A 17,960-nucleotide genomic window follows, 5' to 3' on the forward strand; every position below is an offset into this window, starting at 1 on the left:
TCGACCCACCGCGGCGCAGCGCATTTTGCCCTTGCTTCGAGTGCACTCGAAGGTCCTAGCGTGATCGTCATGAACACCAGCGGCAGCATCATCGAGCCCGTCGGCAAGGTCGAACTGGGCCGCGGCGGCCCCCTCGTGGGCCTCCAGGGCTTCGGCGCCATGGGCATCAGCGACGCCTACGGGCAGACCGACGACGACGCCGCCCGCGACACCCTGGCGGCCACCGTCGAGGCGGGCGTCACGCTGATCGACACCGCCGACATGTACGGCACCGGCGCCAACGAGGAGTTCCTCGCCCCCTTCGTCGCCGCGCACCGCGACGAGATCACCCTGGCCACCAAGTTCGGCATCGAGCGCCGGGCCGACGACCCGCAGTTCCGCGGCATCCGCAACGACCCCGGGTACATCAGGACCGCCGTCGAGGCGAGCCTGCGGCGGCTGGACGTCGAGGTGATCGACCTCTACTACATGCACCGCCGCGACCCCGCCGTCCCGCTCGCCGAGTCGGTCGGTGCGATGGCCGAGCTGGTCCGGGAGGGCAAGGTCAAGTACCTCGGCCTGAGCGAGGTCACCGGTGCCGAGCTGCGCGAGGCGCACGCGGTGCACCCGATCACCGCCGTCCAGTCCGAGTGGTCGGTCTTCAGCCGGGACGTCGAGCGCAGCGTGGTCGGCGCCGCCACCGAGCTCGGGGTCGCCTTCGTGCCCTACTCACCGCTCGGCCGGGGCTTCCTGACCGGCAGCTTCACCGACGCCGCCAAGGAGCTCTCCGCGGGCGACTTCCGCCAGTGGCTGCCGCGCTTCAGCGGCGAGAACGCCGCCGCGAACACCGCCCTGCTGGCCCCGCTCCGGCAGCTGGCCGCCGAGCGCGGCGCGACCACCGCGCAGATCGCCCTGGCCTGGGTGCAGCAGCGCGCCCGGGTGCACGGCCTGACCGTGGTCCCGATCCCCGGCACCCGCAGGCGCAGCCGCCTGCTGGAGAACGCCGCGGCCACCCGGATCACCCTCAGCGCCGAGGAACTGGCCCTGCTGGAGCCGATCGCCGGCCAGGTCGCGGGCGACCGCTACGCGGACATGTCCATCACCGCGGACGCGCGGGAGGAGTAGCCACTGGACGCCGACCCCTCAGCCGCCGCGGCGGGAGGCGATCATGCGCTCGCAGACCGCCCGGTACTCGGGGTGGCGCGCGGCGACGACGGTGAGGACCGCCCGCATCTCGGCGGCGGTCGGCAGCGGGTAGACCTCGGTGTGCAGCGCCAGGTACACCCGGACCGGGTCGTCGGCCTGCCGCAGCCAGTCGTCCAGCGTGCGCTGCATCGCGGCGCCGTTGTCGGTCCCGGACCAGCTGGCGATGTCCAACACGTCGGCGGCCCGCACCGGGGGGATCCGCCCGGCCGCCACCGCCGCGGCGATGATCGGGGCGATGTCGTCCGAGCCGTTGGCGGTGATCATCTCCTCGACGGCGTCGAACACCTCCTCCGGAAAGTCGATCTCCTCCTCGGTCAGCGCCGCGTCCTGCAGCACCGGCACCGCCAGCAACTTCTCCAACGCCGCCCGCCAGGGCTGCTCAGCCATCGTCTCCCCCATCACCGCTCCCCGCGTCCACCTGTCACGCCCCGAAAACCGATTGCCGGCACAGTCCGGCGCCTGAGACCGTGCGGTCCCCGCAACTGCCACGAGGCTCGGATGACGATCTACTTCTACGGTGCCGACGAGGTTCCGTACGGCTGTTTCTCCAACTTCTCCCCGCACAGCCTGGAGCTCGACGGCCATCTGTGGCCGACCTCGGAACACTACTTCCAGGCGCAGAAGTTCATCGGCACCCGCCACGCCGACCTGATCCGTCGGGCCCGCACCCCGTTGCGCGCCGCCGAGTTGGGTCGCTACCGGTCCAAGCCGCTGCGGCGGGACTGGGAGCGGGTCAAGGACGACGTGATGCGTCGTGCCGTGGCGACCAAGTTCCGGGTCCATCCGGACATCCGCGCCGTCCTGCTGTCCACCGGCGACGAGGAGATCGTCGAGGACACCACCACCGACCACTACTGGGGCCGCGGGCGGACCGGAACCGGCAAGAACATGCTCGGCCGGATCCTGATGCGTACCCGCGGTCAGCTCCGGTCGCCTGCCTGACGAACCGGCTCCAGCGTGGCGGTTGGCGCCGCCCCGCGACTTGTCCGGGCGGGTGACGGTTCGCCATGATCGTGCCCGTTCATGCCCGCGGGGAGCGGGCGGCAGATCGGGAGGGGCAGCGCATGCAGCCGTTGGCGGCGGGGGATCCGCAGCAGGTCGGGGAGTACCGGCTGCTCGGGCGGCTGGGTGCGGGCGGGATGGGCCAGGTCTTCCTTGGGCGCAGTCCGGGTGGGCGGACGGTCGCGGTGAAGCTGGTGCGGGACGACCTCGCGGCGGACGGTGAGTTCCGCGACCGGTTCCGGCGGGAGGTGGCGTCGGCGCGCAAGGTCGGGGGCCAGTGGACGGCGCCGGTGCTGGATGCGGACACCGAATCAGCGACGCCGTGGGTTGCGACGGGATACGTGGCCGGCCCGGCGCTGGCCGATGCGGTCACGGAGTTCGGGGTGCTGCCCGAGCACGATGTGCGGGCACTGACCGCCGGGTTGGCGGAGGCCGTCGCGGCGGTGCACGGACTGGGACTGATCCACCGTGACATCAAGCCGTCGAACGTGATGCTCTCGCCGGACGGTCCGAGGCTGATCGACTTCGGGATCGCGCGAGCGATGGACGGGGCGACCACAGCAGGGCTGACGCAGAGCGGGGTGGTGATCGGCTCACCCGGCTACATGTCCCCGGAACAGGTCCTGGGGGAGTCGCTGGGTGCACCGTCAGACGTCTTCCAACTCGGCGCGGTGCTGGTGTTCGCGGCGACCGGGCGGGGACCGTTCGCGGCGGATACAGCGGGGGCGCTGCTCTACAAGGTGGCGCACGGCGAGCCGGACCTGGGTGGGCTGAGCGGCGAGCTGCGCGGGCTCGCGTTGGCCTGCCTGGCCAAGGCGCCGGGCGATCGGCCGACGCCGCACCAGCTCGCCGCCCGGTTGGCGCCACAGGGGGCGGCGGCGCTGGTGCGCGAGGGGTGGCTGCCTGCGCCGCTGCTGGGGCAGCTGTCGCGGCGGATGTCCGAGCTGCTCGACCTGGAGGGCGGGGCGGCCGAACCGGGTACCCGCCGGCTCGGGATGTCGCAGCCCACGCTCAGGCCGAAGCTCACGCCGGAGCCGGAGCTGGAGCCGTCACCGACACCGACCGCACGGGCCACCGTGGTCGAGCGGAGGCCCGCACCGGAGCCCTCCCCGGAGCAGTTGGCCGAGCAGAAGCTGGTCGCCGAGGCCTTGCGCCTGCGGGCGGCGAAGCAGGAGGCGGAGGACCCGGCCGCGGAAGCCCGGCGCAGGCGGGAGGAGCGGCATGCGGCGCAGGAGCCGCAACGGGCGGCGGAACACAAGCGCCCGGCGACGCCACTCCCGTCGCAGCGTCGCGGGGTGAACAACTGGGTCATCGCGCTGGGGCTGGTCGGGCTCGCCGGGCTGGCCTACGCGCTCGCCTCCGTCAACAAGCACAACTACAACACCGACCCGTCCGCCACCCCCGGTGGCTACCAGGGGCCCCTCTTCGAGCCCCAGTCTCCGTCCGGCATCCCGGACGCCTTCCTCGGCAGGTGGTCGGGCACGATACCGGGCGGTCAGCCGAGCTCGCTCCAGCTGATCATCGAGCGGGGCAGCGGTGCGGGCGGCGGCCAGGTGGTGGAGGCGGACTACGAGCTCCCGAACGGCGCCTTCTGCCCGATGACGTACCAGCCGCTACACGTCTCGGAGAGCATGCTCCAGATCCAGGACGGTTCCCCGAAGGGGGACCACGTCGGCGTTACTGCCTGCAACGGACTGGTCGTCGCGCAGCTCTTCCTCGACGGGGACGGCACGCTTCGCTACTCGGGCGGCACGTGGACCGGCAACCAATCAGGTGTGCGGCTCACCAGGGCCGGGTCCTGACGCACCGATGGGAAGTCTCGCGACATCCACGTAGGTCGAGGGCCTGCCGGCACCAGTCCGGTGAACCTACAGGGCGAAATCGTCGGGCCCGTCGACGGAGACCTCGTTGTCGCGCACCAGCAGCTGCCAGATGTCCCCCGGCTCCTCGCCCTCGGCGTCGATCACACCGTTGATTGTGTGGTCGAAGGTGAAGTGCTCGAAGCCGGGCTGCCCCTGCGCTGCGCCGCCCGGCTTGAGGAAGTGGTCGATCAGGTAGGTCATCCACTCGGGCGAGTTGTAGAACTTCTCGGCGCCGTTCCATTCGATGGCGGCCCCGTCGTCCGTGGCTTCCCAGTTGCACCACCGGCTCGGCTGGCCTTCCGGGATCCTGTCGGCCTCGCGGCCCTGGACCGCGTACCCGATGTAGTCGGCCACGTAGGGGCCGCCCTCCCGGTCCTCGCGCCGGGTGGCGGCGAACTTCCGCAGGTAGGCGATCTCCTGCTGGTTGAGCGGCGGCTCGACGGCGACTTGGCCGGTGAACGTTGTCTGGTAGCCCATGCGGGGGATGGTAGCCACGGGCTCCGACACGCAGCCGTGGTCGCGCTCAGGCGACGTCGAGCCCGCGCACGGCGTCGGCGACGGCCCGGAAGTCGTTGCGCAGGATCTTGGAGTGGTTGCTGGCCACCTTGACGCTGGGCCGGATGGTGGCGTTGCGGGCGATGGCGACCTCGAGGTCGGCACGGAGCTTCTCCATCGTCTTGGCGTCCGAGCCCAGGTTGCCGCCGGTGCCGAGGACGAAGCGGGTGGGCACCTCGATCCGCTCCAGGACGGGCTCGAGGGCCGCGGGCGCACAGAGGTCGATGAGTTCGAGGTTGATCTCGGCGTGCTGCGGTGCGCTCATCCGAGCCGCCAGGCCCAGCGGCCGGCAGATCGGGAAGAGCGGGCTGAGCCGGCGGAAGAGCTTGCGGACCTGCTCCCGGGTGGCGTCGTCCATCGGCTCGGTGGGCAGCGCGCCGTCCACGGAGACGGCGGCCAGGGTGCGCTCGGGGTTGCGGGCGGCCCAGTGCACGGCGATCAGCGCACCGTAGGACCATCCCACCAGGATCGGCCGCTCGACGTGTCTCGCGGTGAGGACGGCGTCGAGGTCACGCAGGCAGGCCTCGAAGGAGTAGTCCGTCGACCGGTCCGACTTCCCGCGGGCGCGCTCGTCGTAGCTGATGTGCCGGTAGCCGGGGCCGAGTTCGGCGATGAGGCGCTGCCAGTGCTTCTGGTCAGCGTAGGAGCCGTTGAGGTAGACCACCGGCTGGCCGTTGCCGCCGGTGTCGGTGACCGCCAGGGCGGTGTCGTCGACCGGGAGCTTGCCGGTCCAGGCGGGCTGACTGCTGTTCATGGTTCGTCTCTCCCTCGGTGATCAGAGGCTGCGGGCGGTGATGTCGCCGAACGCGGTGGTGGCGTGGATGGTGAGCGCGGCGGCCGGGCCGTCGGCGTTGTCGAGCGAGTTGCGCACACTGCCGAAGGTGGTGCGAGCGTCCAGGCTGGCGGAGGTGCCACGGGCGGCGCCGACCTGCAGATCACCGAACTCGGTGCGCAGCGCGACAGTGCCATGGTGGGCCTCGGAGATGGTGATGTCACCCTTCTGGGTGCGGATTTGAGCGGCGGAGCCGAGCCGGCCGATGCTGACGTCGCCGGCCTGGAGGGTGAGCCGGGCGCCCGCGGTCTCGTCGAGCTTCACGGTGGCGTGCGCAGCCTCGAAGGTGACGTCGCCGAGGCGTCCGACGCCGCGCAGTTCGGCACTGGCCGCCTTGGCCTCGATGCGCGAGCCGGCGGGCAGCTGAACGGTGATCTCAACGGAGCCCGAGTGACCGAGGACCCGGTTCTTCGCGGGCGCGGCCTCGATCCGCAGGACGCCGTCGGCGTAGGCGACACCGATCTGCTCGGCAGCCTTCACATCGCGGCTCTTCGAGGAGTCCAGCGGCCGGACCTCGACCGTGGTGTCGGTCCGGTCGGCGGCGATGAGGCGGATCTGCCCGGCGGGGATGTCCAGGACGGTGGAGATGGTGGTCGGGGTGGCGAAGGCGCGCATCGCAGTCTTCTTTCGTCCGCGGCGGGCACCTTGTCGGCCCGCCGTTTCTTATGACGGAAAAGCTACGTTGCGTTCATGGTGTTGGCAACAGTCGCGTTGCAGCAAATCCACATCACAGCAGGCCAGAGCAGCAATTTCGTTGCAACAGTTCTCAAGGGAATGCAACAAGCCACCCCCGGAGCGTTGCAATGGATTGAACGCAAACGCTATGCCAGGGGCGCCGGGGACCGCCAACCGCCGATCCGATGCGAGGCTGGGCTGACTGAGAAGCGAGCCTGATGCTCGACACCGCCTCCTGGCGTGCTGGGGAACGGTACGGCCGGCAACCCGAGAGATCGGAGGGCGTCACATGGCAACACCGACTGTGGACACCACCACCCGAGACCCCCGCTCCTACGTCTCCCCCGAGGTGTGGAGCCGACAGATCACCCTGCTCATGCGGGACTACCCGTTCGACGAGGTGATGGCGAACCGCCTCTTCCACGCGGCGGTCTCCTACCTCGTGACGGCCATGGAGAAGTGGGGCCAGGGCCTGGAGATGTGCTGCGGGCCGATCGTGGACATCGCCGTCCACGTGTTCATCCTCGACACCAAGAACTACCGCGAGTTCTGCGCACAGCACTTCGAGGGGCGGTTCCTGGAGCACATCCCGGAGATCGCGTTCAAGTACGACGGCCAAGTGCGGGCCGTGCCACCCCGGGGCCAGCTGCCACTGACCCACACGGCAAACGATCGGAGCCAGGGCCGCTAGACGCGGTCCTGGCCACTTTTATGCCTGTTTAGAGCATTTGCCTCCTTCCTCCCCACATGGCTCTTGCCTCCGGTAGCTTGGCCACCGACCGGCACGGAACCGCCTCCGGGAGGACCCAGATGTCCAGCGCGCCCACGACTGCCGCCGAGTACTGGGACAAGTACCGCCCTCAGCAGACTGACCGGCCCGCGGCCGACCGGTTCGACTGGACCGGTGTCCCGGGTAATGGTCCCGGTGCCGAGATCCTGGGCGCTCCCAAGACAGCGCTGGACCTCGGGCCCGCCGAGGGCGAGAACGCCGCCTTCCTCGCCCGGCAGGGGGTCGAAGTGACGGCTGTCGACTTCTCCGCCGTCCAGGTCGAACGTGCCAAGGGATTCTGGAGCGGGGTCCCCGGGTTGAGCCATGTCTGCGCCGAGGCGTGCTCCTACCTCGACGAGACCGACCGGTGCTTCGAGCTGATCTATTCGACCTGGGGTGCGGTGTGGTTCACCGACCCCGAGGACCTGCTGCCCAGGGTCGTCAAGCGGCTCGCACCCGGCGGCCTGTTCGCCTTCTCCCACCGCGAGCCCGTCGCCGGTCAGTACGGTGCCCAGCGGATGGGCGGGAAGTGGCTGGCGGGGCGGGAGACCGAACTGACCGTGCTGCGCTGGCAGTACACCACGCAGCAGTGGGCGGACCTTCTGAAGCGCCACGGGTTCAGCGACATTGAGGCCGACGTCATCCCGGCCCCGTCCGACGGAGAGCTCGGGACGATCCTGGTGCGAGCCCGCGGGTAGGCCGCTCAGGAGGGGTACTTCAGCGTGAACCACACCGTCTTCCCCACGCCGCACTCGCGCAGGTGGGCGCCCCAGGTGGTGGCGAGGGCGGCGAGGAGTTCCAGGCCGCGACCCGACTCATCGTCAGGAGCGGTGCTGCGCGGCCTGGGCAGACGGCGGTCGGCGTCGGAGACCTCGACGAGGAGGAGGGAGGACCCGGCGTCGAGGGTCCAGCGGGCGGCGATGTAGCGGTCACGGGGGAAGCGGGCGTGCCGGCAGGCGTTGGTCATCAGCTCGGAGAGGAGCAGCGCCGCGGTGTCGACGGTCTCCTCGGGAAGGCCCCAGCCGGTGGCCTGGCGGCGGAAGTACGCGCGGGAGAGGCTGACGCTGCGGGCGGAGCGGGGGAGGTGGTGCTCGACGCTCAGGAGCATGGGCATGGCGGACCACACATGAGCGATTCCATGGAGCATCCTGCGACCTGGCGCTACTGCGGCAATCAACTGCGACTGTGGCGGACACACTCCGGCACCTCACGCGAGCAACTGGCCCAAGAGGCCGACTACGACTACGAGACCGTCAAGTCGATGGAGCAGGGCCGGCGCCGCCCGAGCATTCGACTGCTCCAAGTCGCGGACGCGATGTTCGGCGCTCAGGGGAGGCTGCTCGCGGGTGCCGATTACCTGCAACCCGAGCGTCGACGCCCCAGCGTCAATGAGTACATGAGCCTCGAAGCCGAGGCGATTGGGATCCACTCCTTCGATCCGCTGCTGATCCCCGGCCTGCTACAGACTGAGGAGTACATGCGCGCGTTGATGAACGGCGTCTGCCCGATCGCCAGCGATGAGACCACCGAACAGCGTGTGCAGCACCGCTTGGAGCGCCAGAAGAAGCTGACCAGCGGGACACCTGCCTTGTTCAGCTATGTCATCTACGAGGCAGCGCTGCGAAGCATGGTCGGTGGACCGACAGTAATGCGGAGGCAGGTTCAGCATCTGCTGACAGTGAGCGAGTTGAGCAACGTCTCGCTCCAGGTACTCCCCGCCGGTCCGCTCGTATACTTCGGGCTCGACGGGACCTTCGTACTCCTCGAAACAGCGGCTCGGGAGAACTTTGCCTACGTGGAGGCTCCATTCAGCAGCGTGGTACACAGTGATCCCGAAGTAGTGGGCATACTGACCCAGCGACACGGCATGCTCAGGATGCAGGCGCTCAACCAAGAGACCTCCGCCGACTACCTGGCCAGGCTCACATCAAATATTTGAGCCCGCAGCTCGCCTTCTCCCCCTCCGCCTGGGCCGAGTTCATCACCTTCGCCACCCAGCACCACACCGCTTGAACCCACCCGAGCTTCGGGCCTCGGCACCCGAGCCCCTTCTTGATGGAACGGTGGGTGGCCTACTCCCGCCCACCACCCAAGAGCCCGCGCGGCCAATGAGTATGACTTATCGTCACCAGTTGGCCACGGACCGCACTCGCGGTGTACGGTTCGCGCGAAGCGAGGAAAAGAAACAACCCCCGCCCGGTGCTCGCAACACCAAACGGGGGTCTGACCGAGATCGACAGCTAAAGGAACCCGATCCATGGCTAACAGCCACCCTACCGCCGCGCCCGGCTACGGCAAGCGTTCCGCGCCGTCCCAGCTCCCCACATCCCGCGACACCTTCGCGCACCTGCCCGAGCGCGAGGCCTACCTGGCCACGCTCCTCGATGCGCTGCCCGACGGGTCGGCGATCGACGCGAAGTCCATCGCGGCCGCTCAACCCCGCTACGGGCAGCAGGCCGTCCGCTCCGCATTCCGCATGCTCGCGCGGCTCGGCCATCTCCTCCGGGTGCGCGAAACGGTCGGTGAGGGCATCACCCGCTGGGTCTCCCGGACCTACTTCTCCCGCACGGCCCGCAACGCCACCTGGTGGGAGCGTTTCCTCCGCGACCGCCGAACCGGTGGTAGCGCGGACCCCGTGCCCGCGCCCCCGGCGCGCTCCTTCTCCTACCGGGCGCTGGCCTCGCTCGCCGCAGCCGACAAGCGGATGATGCTCTCCGCCGCCGAGTGCGAGGAGTTGGAAGCCCTCGCCGCCGAGTGGTTCGCCCGCGGGGTGACCGAGGAGCAGTTCCGGTTCGCGCTCACCAACGGCCTGCCCGCCACCGTGCAGTGCCCGGGCGCGTTCGCCCGCCGTCGGCTGCTCGACCGGCTGCCCCCACTGCCCCCGCTACCGACGGTGCCCGGCCCCGCCCTCCGGACCGCAGCAGCCTGCCGCACCTGCCAAGGCCCGTGCGCCACAACCGAACTCCGCGACGGCCGCTGCCTCCGCTGCCGCGGCGAAGCAAGAGCATCCGCCGGCCTGGTCGCCCAACTCCGCGCCGGCATCCGCGACCGCACCCGCCGCTGACCCCACCGCCGACGCGCTACCCCGCCGCCTTGCGCCGCGCGCGGTGGGCGGCGACCGTGGTCCGGCTGGCGCAGGCGTTGGAGCAGAACCGCCGGGTGCGGTTGCGGGAGTCGTCGACGTGGAAGCGCGCGCAACCGGCGGCGTGGCAGCGGCCGATGGTCACGATGGACGGGGCGACGGCCGTCGCGCGAACCCTGCACCGTGCGGGCCAGTGGGACCAGGCCCTCGCCGTCCTGCCGCCGGACGCCGCCGCGGAGCGCGCGGAGATCCTGGTGGACGGTTTCTGGTGGCGCCTGAGCGGCGGCGATGCGGCGGAGGAGGCGGTCAGCGCGCTCGCCCCGACCCGACCGGTGCTCGCCGGATACCTTGGCGCGCAGATCCGGTACGCGCGGCTGCTGTTCGACCTGAACCCGCGCACCGACGACCTCCAGCACGCCCGCGCGGGCTTCACCCAGGCCAGGTCCGACGTGCACCTGGCGGGCTGGGCCGACTTCTGGCTCGGCATCCTCGCCGACAACATCGACGACGACCCGCAGACCGCCGAACCGGCCTACCGGCAGGCGCTGGAACACGCCCGGAAGCACGGCGACGTGCTGCTGGAGTCCTACGCCGTGCGCCACCTCGGCGACCACCTGCTGGAGCAGGACCGCGCGCAGGGCATCGACCACCTGCGCAGGTCCTACCAGCTGCGCGCCGCCCTGGGCGCCCGCCCGCAGACGGCCGCGGCGGCGCTCACCCTCGCCGGCGAACTGCCGCCCGGTGCCGAAGGCCGACCAGCTCCGCGAGGCGGCCGGGCTGACCGCCCGCGAGCTGGAGCTGACCTGGCTGCTGGGCGCGCTCTGACCACGCTGTCCGAGCCGGCGCCGGCACCCACCCCTCACACCCGCCGCTCGGCCGCCGCCACCAGGACCTCGGCCAGCGGCTCCGGCAGGTCCAGGTGCCCGGCGATCCAGGCCGGTTCGTGCCGGTGGATGGCCAGCACCCACCCGGTGTGCACCCGCCCCAGCGGGCAGCTGCCGAGGTAGGGCTGCACCTCCTCCAGCGGGAACCCCGCCATGGTGTCGGGGGTGTACCAGTCCTCGACCTCGGTCACCACCGGCAGCGGCTGGAACCGCGGCGGCCTCCGCCCGTGCACCGCAAACGGTCGACGCCAGCTCCACCGCATACCCAACTCACCTCTCCCCAACCCGAGCCGCCCACCACACACCGCCCACTCAGGCCATCGCCTGGTGAACGTCCTCCTCCTCGTCCAGGTGCCAGTGCAGGTCACGCACCCCGGGCTCCAGCGAGAGCCGGGAGATCACCTGCTCCAGCGCGCACGCGACGTCCCCGCTGACCGAGAGGGAGGCCCGCAGGCTGGTGGTCTCCGCACTCTCGCGGCGGGCCCGCAGGCCGGTGGGGGTGAGGCCGGAGGTGCTGAGCGCCTGGAGCAGCAGGGCCCGGATGTGGGTCTCGGTGGCACGGTCACAGCGCAGGTGCACGTTGGCCTCGACCGCAGCATCCGGGTCGGTGCCGGCGGCCGGGGCCCGGTCGAGCAGGCGCCCGGCCGGGCGGCCGACGAAGTGGACGGCGAGCACGGCCAGCGTGCCCAGCACCGCGAAGGCCAACTTCCCGGACGCGGCCAGCACCCCGGCGGCGGCCGAACACCACAACGTGGCCGCCGTGTTGAGGCCGCGCACGCTCGCACCGTCGCGCAGGATCACGCCACCGCCGAGGAACCCGATCCCGGAGACCACGTAGGAGGCCACCCGGGTCGGGCTGCTCGCGTCGCCGACCGCCTCGCTGTACAGCACGAAGAGCGTGGCACCGGTGGCGACCAGCGCGTTGGTGCGCAGGCCGGCCATCCGGGCCCGCCACTGGCGCTCGACCCCGATCAGCGCCCCGCACAGGACGCCGGTGCCGAGCCGGAGCAGGAATTCGGTCGTGGTCAGGGCGTGCATGGGAGCACCTCCTCGGGAATCGACGGGAACGACGGAACAACAGGGACGACAGGGACGACAGGGACGACAGGGACGACGGGGACGACGGGGACGGCGGAACCGTGCGTCAGGCGGTCCGGGCCATGGACGGATCGAACTTGTACCCGATCTGCCGGACCGTGCTGATCGTGTCGCGGTGGTCCGGGCCGAGCTTGCGGCGGATCCGGGCGACGTGCGTGCTGACCGTGCGGGTGTCGCCCAGGTCCGGGCGACCCCAGACGGCCTGCATCAGCTGGCTGCGGGAGAGCACCCGCCTGGGCTGGGCCATCAGGTGGGCCAGCAGCTCGAACTCCAGGAAGGTGAGGTCGAGCTTGCGGCCCGCTACGGTCGCGATGCGCTGGTCGATGTCGACCACCACACCGGAGGCCGCCAGCCGGCGGGCCGGCACCTCGGCGACTGCGGCGGCGCCTGGGCCGGCCGGCGCGGACTGGAAGGCGGTATCGGAGAAGACGAGTTGGACCCGGGGGTAGTGCAGCGGCATCAGTACGGCTCCTCTCGGTTCAGTGCTCGACGCGCCAGGCGGCTTCCAGCTGGACCGCGCCGGCGGCGTCGGTCACGGCGTGCCACTGGGCGGCCAGCCGGACCTGCGCGCGGCGCTCGACCGGGTGCGGGTGTGGCGCGGCGGGCGGGAGGGCGTGCAGCACCGGGCTCTGCAGCGGGCTGTCGGCGAGCCGGGTCAGCACCTGCGCCAGGTACGCGCGGGCCCTGACGAAGCCACCGAGGTGGATCGCGGGGCGCGGCCGGGCGGCCGGGAGCGCGGTGTGGAACGTGAAAACGGACACGGGGAGTCACCTCCGTGGACGGCGTGCGCGCACGTCACGCGCACGCGGGCATGGCGAAGCCGACGCTTCGCACGATGGAGCCTGCGTCTGGATGAAAGAGCGGGAGGAACGGGGGCTTGCTCAGCGAAAGGCTGCTCGGCAGCCCGTTCGGGAAGCGCCGGATGCGGCGCGCAATCAGAGGGGCGGCGGCTGAGGCTCGACGGTCGCTCGGCGTCTGCCGAGCCTCAGCGCATACCGCGGGGGCCCTACTCGCTCAGGGCCCCAGGGCCCAGCGGCCCCAGCGGCCTCAGTGGCCGAGGGCGCTCTGGACGAGCTTGACGACGACCAGGATCATCGCGATGAACAGGTAGCCGCGCAGCGCGCCCATGCCGATCTTGCGGCCGCTGGACATCACCGGGCGGGTGAGGGTCTCCAGCGGGGGCATCCGCCAGTTGTCCCGGCCAGTGCGGTCGATCGGGTCCTCGGCAGTGGCGGTGCGCTTGCGGGTGAAGGCGAACCCGGCGGCCGCCACCCCGACCACGCCGCAGCCGGCCATGATGTCCAGGATCTGCTTCGAGTTGATGTCCGGGAAGAGCACCGAGGCGGTCAGGATGATCGACAGGCTCACCAGCACGCCGACCACCGCGGAGGTGAAGGCGTTGACCTTCGGCCCGTTGGTCCACGGACCCAGCACCTGGCGGTCGTTGCACAGCAGCAGGAGGAAGACCGAGGCGGAGGGCAGCAGCACACCGGCCAGCACCTGCACGCCCTGGGTCAACAGACCCAGCGTGTGGTCGGAGGAGACCAGCACGATCGCGGCCGCCGCGCACACCAGACCCGCGTACACCGCGTAGAAGCCCTTCGCGCCACCGACCCCACGGTGCAGCGAGTGCTTGAGGCCGAAGACGTCACCGATCGCGTACGCCGTCGACAGCGAGACCGCGAAGGCACCGATGATCGAGGCGTCCAGCAGCGCGATCGCGAACAGCACGCCGACCAGCTTGCCCGAGTGGTCTGCCAGGCCCTTGGCCACCGCACCCGCGTCCGTGAAGTTCCCGAACTGGTCGGTGCCGGCGAACGCCGCCGCGGAGAAGCCCATCAGCGCGGCACCACCGACGACCACGATCACGATGCCGATCCACAGGTCGGCCTTCTCGTACTTCATGAACCGCGGCGTGATCCGCTTGTCGATCACGTACGACTGCTGGAAGAACAGCTGCCAGGGCGCGACGGTGGTGCCCACGATGGAGATGATCAGCAGCATCACGGTCGCCAGCTGACCCGTGCCGCCCGGCATGTTCGGCACCACGAAGTCGTGCGCCATCTGCGAGGTCTTCGGGTGGACCATGAAGTAGATCGGCACCAGCAGCAGCGACCCGGCGCACAGCCCGACCGCGATCCGCTCGAAGCGCCGGAACGAGCCGGTGAACGCCGAGGCGATGATGATCGCCGCCGCCAGCACGACCGAACCGACCTTCGGCAGGCCCAGGTACCCGGCCGCCAGGGTGATCCCGATGAACTCCGTCACCAGGGTCAGGGCGTTCAGCAGAAACAGGTCGATGACGCTGAACGCGCCCCAGAACTTGCCGAACCGCTCCAGGATCAGGCGGGCGTGCCCGACACCGGTCACCGCGCCCAGGCGCAGCACCATCTCCTGGTTGACGTACAGCACCGGCACCAGCAGGAGCAGGGTCCACAGCAGGTGGGTGCCGTAGTTCTGGCCGGCCTGGCCGTAGGTGGAGAACGCGCCGGCGTCGTTGTCGCCGACCATCACGATGAGGCCCGGGCCGACGATGGCCAGCAGGGTCTTCAGCTTCGCCGACAGACCCCGGCGCTCACCGTTGTCGTCGAGCTTGATCGTGCCCAGCGCACCCTGGATGTCGCCCAGGTGCGCCTCGTCCAGGACCGCGCTGTTCTGCGGGGCCGGAACCTTCGTGTCGATCGTGGCGTTGGTGGTCATGTGAACCTCCCTCAGCCCCCACGTATTCAGGGGGAGTTCGGGGGCACGCGGCAGCAATCCTCGCTACGAACCCGCACAGCACGAAGCAACGCAGGCCGACACCAGGGCAGGCCGAACGAGGCAGGAGGTGATGTGCTGACAGGAGAACGCGTAGCGAAGGTGGTTACCGCGAGCCGAAGAAGTACGAGGACAAGCGGGGGTAGGGGCTACTGTGGCCCGGACTACTGCAATCCATGTATGTCTCTCGCCTCCTCCCGGCCGGTGCGCGCGACTATCGCGACGCAGTACGACACGGCAAGGAGCTCGCCCGCCCCCCAAGGGCCGGCTCACCCCAACTCGTCAGAGCTTTGGCACTTCACGGCGTGATCCGGCTCTTCGAGCCAGAAGCCACTTGGGATCAACCCTTAGGTCGGGAAGATCTGTCCTGATCCGGAGCGTCTCTCGACGGTTGGGATCAGTGGCCTGTGTCCGTGAAGACGCCTCACCGAACGAGGTGCCTTTCAAACCTCCACAAGCTTAGCCCCACCCGGACCGAACGCTTGCCGCATTTACTAAACCTTGACCATCCCGCCCTTGATCCTTGTCTCGGAGCAGTCCGACCAGCCCCGCCGGAGCAAGGCGAGCCTCAGCAGACCGGCGGCAGCTCGCCCGACCCCCGCGGACCACAGCGCCGGGCGTGGTCGGCGATCCGGTGCGCGGCGACCGCCGGCAGGTCGAGGTGCTGGGCCAGCCACTCGGGGCGGTGGCCCTGCAGGGTCAACAGGTAGGCGGTGTGCACCCGGGCGTCGTAGGCGACCTCGGGCGAGGTGGTGGCGGCGAAGTCCCGCGGGTCGAGCAGGTAGAGCCGGGGCACCCCGTCGCCCAGCACGAGCCGCAGGCAACCGCGGGCCGAACCCGGGGCGGGGGTGCTGGAGGGTCGCGCGATCGTCAGGCTGGTCATGACCAACCTCCTTGTACTCAAGGCCAGTTGGAGGGTACGCCAAAGAAGCCGAGGCGCATCCTGCGCAGCGAACGCGGGCCACTATAGGGGCCGTTTTTGAACTCGCAAGTCCGGCATCAAGGATGCCTGTTGACTGGTTGACAGGCCCTTCCCGGGACGGTCCATACTGTTCGCCGCGACACCTCGTTCGGTGAGGCGTCTGCGCGGATACAGGCCACTGACCCGACGACGTCGAGAGACGCCCAGGGTCAGGACAGGTCTCCTCGGCTTAAGGGGTGACCCCAAGTGGCTTCCCGCCCAAGGTGGGTGGGGATACGCCGTGCAGTGCCGAAACTCTTACGTGGAGGGTGTCGTACCGCTCCACGGCTCCGGCCGTCCGTCCCGTTCGCCCGTCCCGTTCCGCCCGTCCCGCGGCACCCGACCCACCTACGGCCCACGTACGGCCCGCCACTCCGCCCTTCAGCGCTGCTCCCTGCGCCCGCGTCGCCTCACTCGACACGGACGCGGCTTCGCGCTGCCCGCCTCCGGGCACGTCACACGAGGATTCCCATGACCATCAGCAGCACGCGCCCCACCCCGGGCCAGGAGCCCGGGCCGGACACCGCGCCCTCGACTGCCGTGCTCGACAGCGCGCACGTCGGAGACATCGTCGGTGCCCTCGGCACCATCCGCCAGGACGACACCGGACGCCGCAGAACCTGGTGGGAGCGGGTCCGCACACTCCTGGTGATCATGGGTCCCGGCCTGATCGTGATGGTCGGCGACAACGACGCCGGCGGCGTCGGCACCTACGCCAACGCCGGCCAGAACTACGGCATGAAGCTGGTCTGGACGCTGGCCCTGCTCGTCCCGGTGCTCTACGTCAACCAGGAGATGGTGGTCCGGCTCGGGGCGGTCTCCGGGGTCGGCCACGCGCGGCTGATCTTCCAGCGGTTCGGCAAGTTCTGGGGCATGTTCAGCGTCGGCGACCTGTTCATCGTGAACGCGCTCACCCTGGTCACCGAGTTCATCGGCGTCACCCAGGCGCTGGGGTACTTCGGCATCTCGAACTACGTCTCGGTGCCGCTGGCGGCGGTGCTGCTCTTCGCCGTGGTGGCCGGCGGCTCGTTCCGCCGCTGGGAGCGGTTCCTGTTCTGCCTGATCGCGCTCAACGTGCTGATGTTCCCGATGGTGCTGCTGTCGCACCCGAGCGCCACCGACACCGCCAAGGGCTTCATCCCGCAGTTCCCCGGTGGCCTCGACTCCACGCTGCTGCTGCTCATCGTCTCCATCGTCGGCACCACCGTCGCGCCGTGGCAGCTCTTCTTCCAGCAGTCCAACGTGGTCGACAAGCGGATCACCCCGCGCTGGATCAAGTACGAGAAGGCCGACCTGTGGATCGGCATCGCCGTGGTGATGATCGGCGCCATCGCGATCATGGCCACCGCCGCCTTCGTCTTCCAGGGCACCGACCTGTTCGGCCAGTACCAGGACGCCGGCACCGTCGCGCAGGGCCTGAAGAGCCACGGCAGCCACCTGATCGGCTCGCTCTTCGCGATCATCCTGCTGGACGCGGCCCTGGTCGGCGCCAACGCGGTCAGCCTGGCCACCACCTACACCCTCGGTGACACCTTCAAGAAGCGGCACTCGCTGCACTGGAAGATCTCCGAGGCCAAGCTCTTCTACGTCGGCTACGCGGGCCTGATCGCCCTCTCCGCCACCATCACCCTCACCACCGACGACCACGTCCAGGGCCTGATCACGCAGGGCGTGCAGGCGCTCGCCGGCGTGCTGCTGCCGTCGGCCACCGTCTTCCTGGTGCTGCTCTGCAACGACCGCCCGGTGCTCGGGCCCTGGGTCAACACCGTCAAGCAGAACATCGTCGCCGGGGTGATCGTCTGGACCCTGGTGCTGCTCTCCCTCTCGCTCACCGCCACCGTCTTCTGGCCCTCGCTGAGCACCGGCACCCTGGAGCTGGGCTTCGCGATCGGCGCCGGGATCGGCGTGGTCGGCGGCGCGCTGGTGGTGCTGCGCTCCCGCACGCAGCACGGCAGCACGCAGGGCGGCAGCACGCCGGCCGGCGACCGGGCGACCGAGCCCCTCGACCGGGCCGACCGCAAGGCCCTGCTCACCGAGGAGCAGCTGGCCTGGCGCACCCCCGCGCTGGACACCCTGACCCGCCCGGCCTTCTCCCCGCTGCGCAAGGCCGGCCTGCTGACCCTGCGCGCCTACCTGGTGGTCGCGGTGGTCCTGATGGTCGTCAAGATCGTCCAGATGTCCTGACCTCCCTGAGGTCCCTTCACCCCGACGTCCCAGACGTCCCGACCCCGCGACCGTGGGGCCCCGGTCCGCCGCACACGGACCGCGGCCCCGCGGTCGCGGCCTCCCCGGGGGGAG

General features: G+C 70.4%; 20 protein-coding genes and 2 riboswitches. Of the genes, 8 read left to right on the top strand and 12 right to left on the bottom strand.

Annotation, left to right across the window (positions count from 1 at the left end; genetic code table 11):
• Positions 1-69 precede the first annotated feature (69 nt).
• Positions 70-1,104: an aldo/keto reductase gene (locus ACQRUO_RS19330; RefSeq protein WP_428317216.1), complete on the top strand. Its 1,035-nt coding sequence runs from the start codon at positions 70-72 to the stop codon at positions 1,102-1,104.
• 18 nt (positions 1,105-1,122) lie between these two features.
• Here ACQRUO_RS19330 and ACQRUO_RS19335 read toward each other — a convergent pair whose 3' ends face one another.
• Positions 1,123-1,572 (bottom strand): hypothetical protein, encoded by a 450-nt coding sequence (locus ACQRUO_RS19335; RefSeq protein ID WP_428317217.1) that lies wholly within the window; start codon positions 1,570-1,572, stop codon positions 1,123-1,125.
• 111 nt (positions 1,573-1,683) lie between these two features.
• On the opposite strand from ACQRUO_RS19335, the gene ACQRUO_RS19340 reads away from it, so the two are divergent.
• A complete protein-coding gene (locus tag ACQRUO_RS19340; RefSeq protein WP_428317218.1) occupies positions 1,684-2,127 on the top strand; it encodes an NADAR family protein in 444 nt (147 codons plus the stop codon).
• A 122-nt stretch (positions 2,128-2,249) separates the two neighbouring features.
• The gene (locus tag ACQRUO_RS19345; RefSeq protein ID WP_428317219.1) at positions 2,250-3,989 is read left to right on the top strand and encodes a protein kinase domain-containing protein; all 1,740 of its coding nucleotides are present in this window, start codon (positions 2,250-2,252) and stop codon (positions 3,987-3,989) included.
• A 66-nt stretch (positions 3,990-4,055) separates the two neighbouring features.
• Here the strand turns inward: ACQRUO_RS19345 and ACQRUO_RS19350 are convergent, their stop codons facing one another.
• The 3 genes from ACQRUO_RS19350 to ACQRUO_RS19360 are packed head-to-tail and all read right to left on the bottom strand — an operon-like array spanning position 4,056 to position 6,051.
• The gene (locus tag ACQRUO_RS19350) at positions 4,056-4,526 is read right to left on the bottom strand and encodes a hypothetical protein (RefSeq protein ID WP_428317220.1); all 471 of its coding nucleotides are present in this window, start codon (positions 4,524-4,526) and stop codon (positions 4,056-4,058) included.
• Positions 4,527-4,572: 46 nt separating this feature from the next.
• Positions 4,573-5,358 carry an alpha/beta fold hydrolase gene (locus ACQRUO_RS19355; RefSeq protein WP_428317221.1) on the bottom strand — a complete coding sequence of 262 codons (786 nt, stop codon included), beginning with the start codon at positions 5,356-5,358 and terminating at the stop codon, positions 4,573-4,575.
• 21 nt (positions 5,359-5,379) lie between these two features.
• Positions 5,380-6,051 carry a DUF4097 family beta strand repeat-containing protein gene (locus ACQRUO_RS19360; RefSeq protein ID WP_428317222.1) on the bottom strand — a complete coding sequence of 224 codons (672 nt, stop codon included), beginning with the start codon at positions 6,049-6,051 and terminating at the stop codon, positions 5,380-5,382.
• Between the two features lie 349 nt (positions 6,052-6,400).
• Between ACQRUO_RS19360 and ACQRUO_RS19365 the strand changes: the two genes are divergently transcribed.
• Complete coding sequence (locus tag ACQRUO_RS19365; RefSeq protein ID WP_428317223.1) at positions 6,401-6,802, top strand: hypothetical protein; 402 nt, start codon at positions 6,401-6,403, stop codon at positions 6,800-6,802.
• A gap of 119 nt (positions 6,803-6,921) precedes the next feature.
• A complete protein-coding gene (locus ACQRUO_RS19370) occupies positions 6,922-7,578 on the top strand; it encodes a class I SAM-dependent methyltransferase (RefSeq protein ID WP_428317224.1) in 657 nt (218 codons plus the stop codon).
• A 5-nt stretch (positions 7,579-7,583) separates the two neighbouring features.
• Here the strand turns inward: ACQRUO_RS19370 and ACQRUO_RS19375 are convergent, their stop codons facing one another.
• Positions 7,584-7,994, bottom strand: coding sequence for an ATP-binding protein (locus ACQRUO_RS19375; protein ID WP_428317225.1), 411 nt, complete (start codon positions 7,992-7,994; stop codon positions 7,584-7,586).
• 12 nt (positions 7,995-8,006) lie between these two features.
• Here ACQRUO_RS19375 and ACQRUO_RS19380 point away from each other — a divergent pair, with 12 nt between their 5' ends.
• Positions 8,007-8,819 carry a helix-turn-helix domain-containing protein gene (locus ACQRUO_RS19380; RefSeq protein ID WP_428317226.1) on the top strand — a complete coding sequence of 271 codons (813 nt, stop codon included), beginning with the start codon at positions 8,007-8,009 and terminating at the stop codon, positions 8,817-8,819.
• 318 nt (positions 8,820-9,137) lie between these two features.
• On the top strand, positions 9,138-9,944 hold the full coding sequence (locus ACQRUO_RS19385) for a hypothetical protein (protein ID WP_428317227.1): 807 nt from the start codon (positions 9,138-9,140) through the stop codon (positions 9,942-9,944).
• A gap of 16 nt (positions 9,945-9,960) precedes the next feature.
• Here the strand turns inward: ACQRUO_RS19385 and ACQRUO_RS19390 are convergent, their stop codons facing one another.
• The 7 genes from ACQRUO_RS19390 to ACQRUO_RS19420 all read right to left on the bottom strand — a co-directional run bounded on the left by ACQRUO_RS19390 (position 9,961) and on the right by ACQRUO_RS19420 (position 15,584).
• Positions 9,961-10,464, bottom strand: coding sequence for a CGNR zinc finger domain-containing protein (locus ACQRUO_RS19390; protein ID WP_428317228.1), 504 nt, complete (start codon positions 10,462-10,464; stop codon positions 9,961-9,963).
• A gap of 357 nt (positions 10,465-10,821) precedes the next feature.
• On the bottom strand, positions 10,822-11,037 hold the full coding sequence (locus ACQRUO_RS19395) for a hypothetical protein (protein ID WP_428317229.1): 216 nt from the start codon (positions 11,035-11,037) through the stop codon (positions 10,822-10,824).
• A 121-nt stretch (positions 11,038-11,158) separates the two neighbouring features.
• A complete protein-coding gene (locus ACQRUO_RS19400; protein WP_428317230.1) occupies positions 11,159-11,884 on the bottom strand; it encodes an MgtC/SapB family protein in 726 nt (241 codons plus the stop codon).
• 106 nt (positions 11,885-11,990) lie between these two features.
• Positions 11,991-12,404: a winged helix-turn-helix domain-containing protein gene (locus tag ACQRUO_RS19405; protein ID WP_428317231.1), complete on the bottom strand. Its 414-nt coding sequence runs from the start codon at positions 12,402-12,404 to the stop codon at positions 11,991-11,993.
• 19 nt (positions 12,405-12,423) lie between these two features.
• The gene (locus ACQRUO_RS19410; protein ID WP_428317232.1) at positions 12,424-12,705 is read right to left on the bottom strand and encodes a hypothetical protein; all 282 of its coding nucleotides are present in this window, start codon (positions 12,703-12,705) and stop codon (positions 12,424-12,426) included.
• A gap of 286 nt (positions 12,706-12,991) precedes the next feature.
• Entirely contained in the window at positions 12,992-14,644 is a 1,653-nt protein-coding gene (locus tag ACQRUO_RS19415; RefSeq protein WP_428317233.1) for an NRAMP family divalent metal transporter, read from the bottom strand.
• 323 nt (positions 14,645-14,967) lie between these two features.
• A riboswitch (M-box (ykoK) riboswitch) is annotated at positions 14,968-15,144 on the bottom strand.
• Positions 15,145-15,269: 125 nt separating this feature from the next.
• On the bottom strand, positions 15,270-15,584 hold the full coding sequence (locus ACQRUO_RS19420; RefSeq protein ID WP_428317234.1) for a hypothetical protein: 315 nt from the start codon (positions 15,582-15,584) through the stop codon (positions 15,270-15,272).
• 175 nt (positions 15,585-15,759) lie between these two features.
• A riboswitch (M-box (ykoK) riboswitch) is annotated at positions 15,760-15,938 on the top strand.
• Between the two features lie 195 nt (positions 15,939-16,133).
• Between ACQRUO_RS19420 and ACQRUO_RS19425 the strand changes: the two genes are divergently transcribed.
• Complete coding sequence (locus ACQRUO_RS19425) at positions 16,134-17,846, top strand: NRAMP family divalent metal transporter (protein ID WP_428317235.1); 1,713 nt, start codon at positions 16,134-16,136, stop codon at positions 17,844-17,846.
• The last annotated feature ends 114 nt before the right edge of the window (positions 17,847-17,960 follow it).

The organism is Kitasatospora sp. LaBMicrA B282 (assembly GCF_050325825.1).
Classification (GTDB): domain Bacteria; phylum Actinomycetota; class Actinomycetes; order Streptomycetales; family Streptomycetaceae; genus Kitasatospora.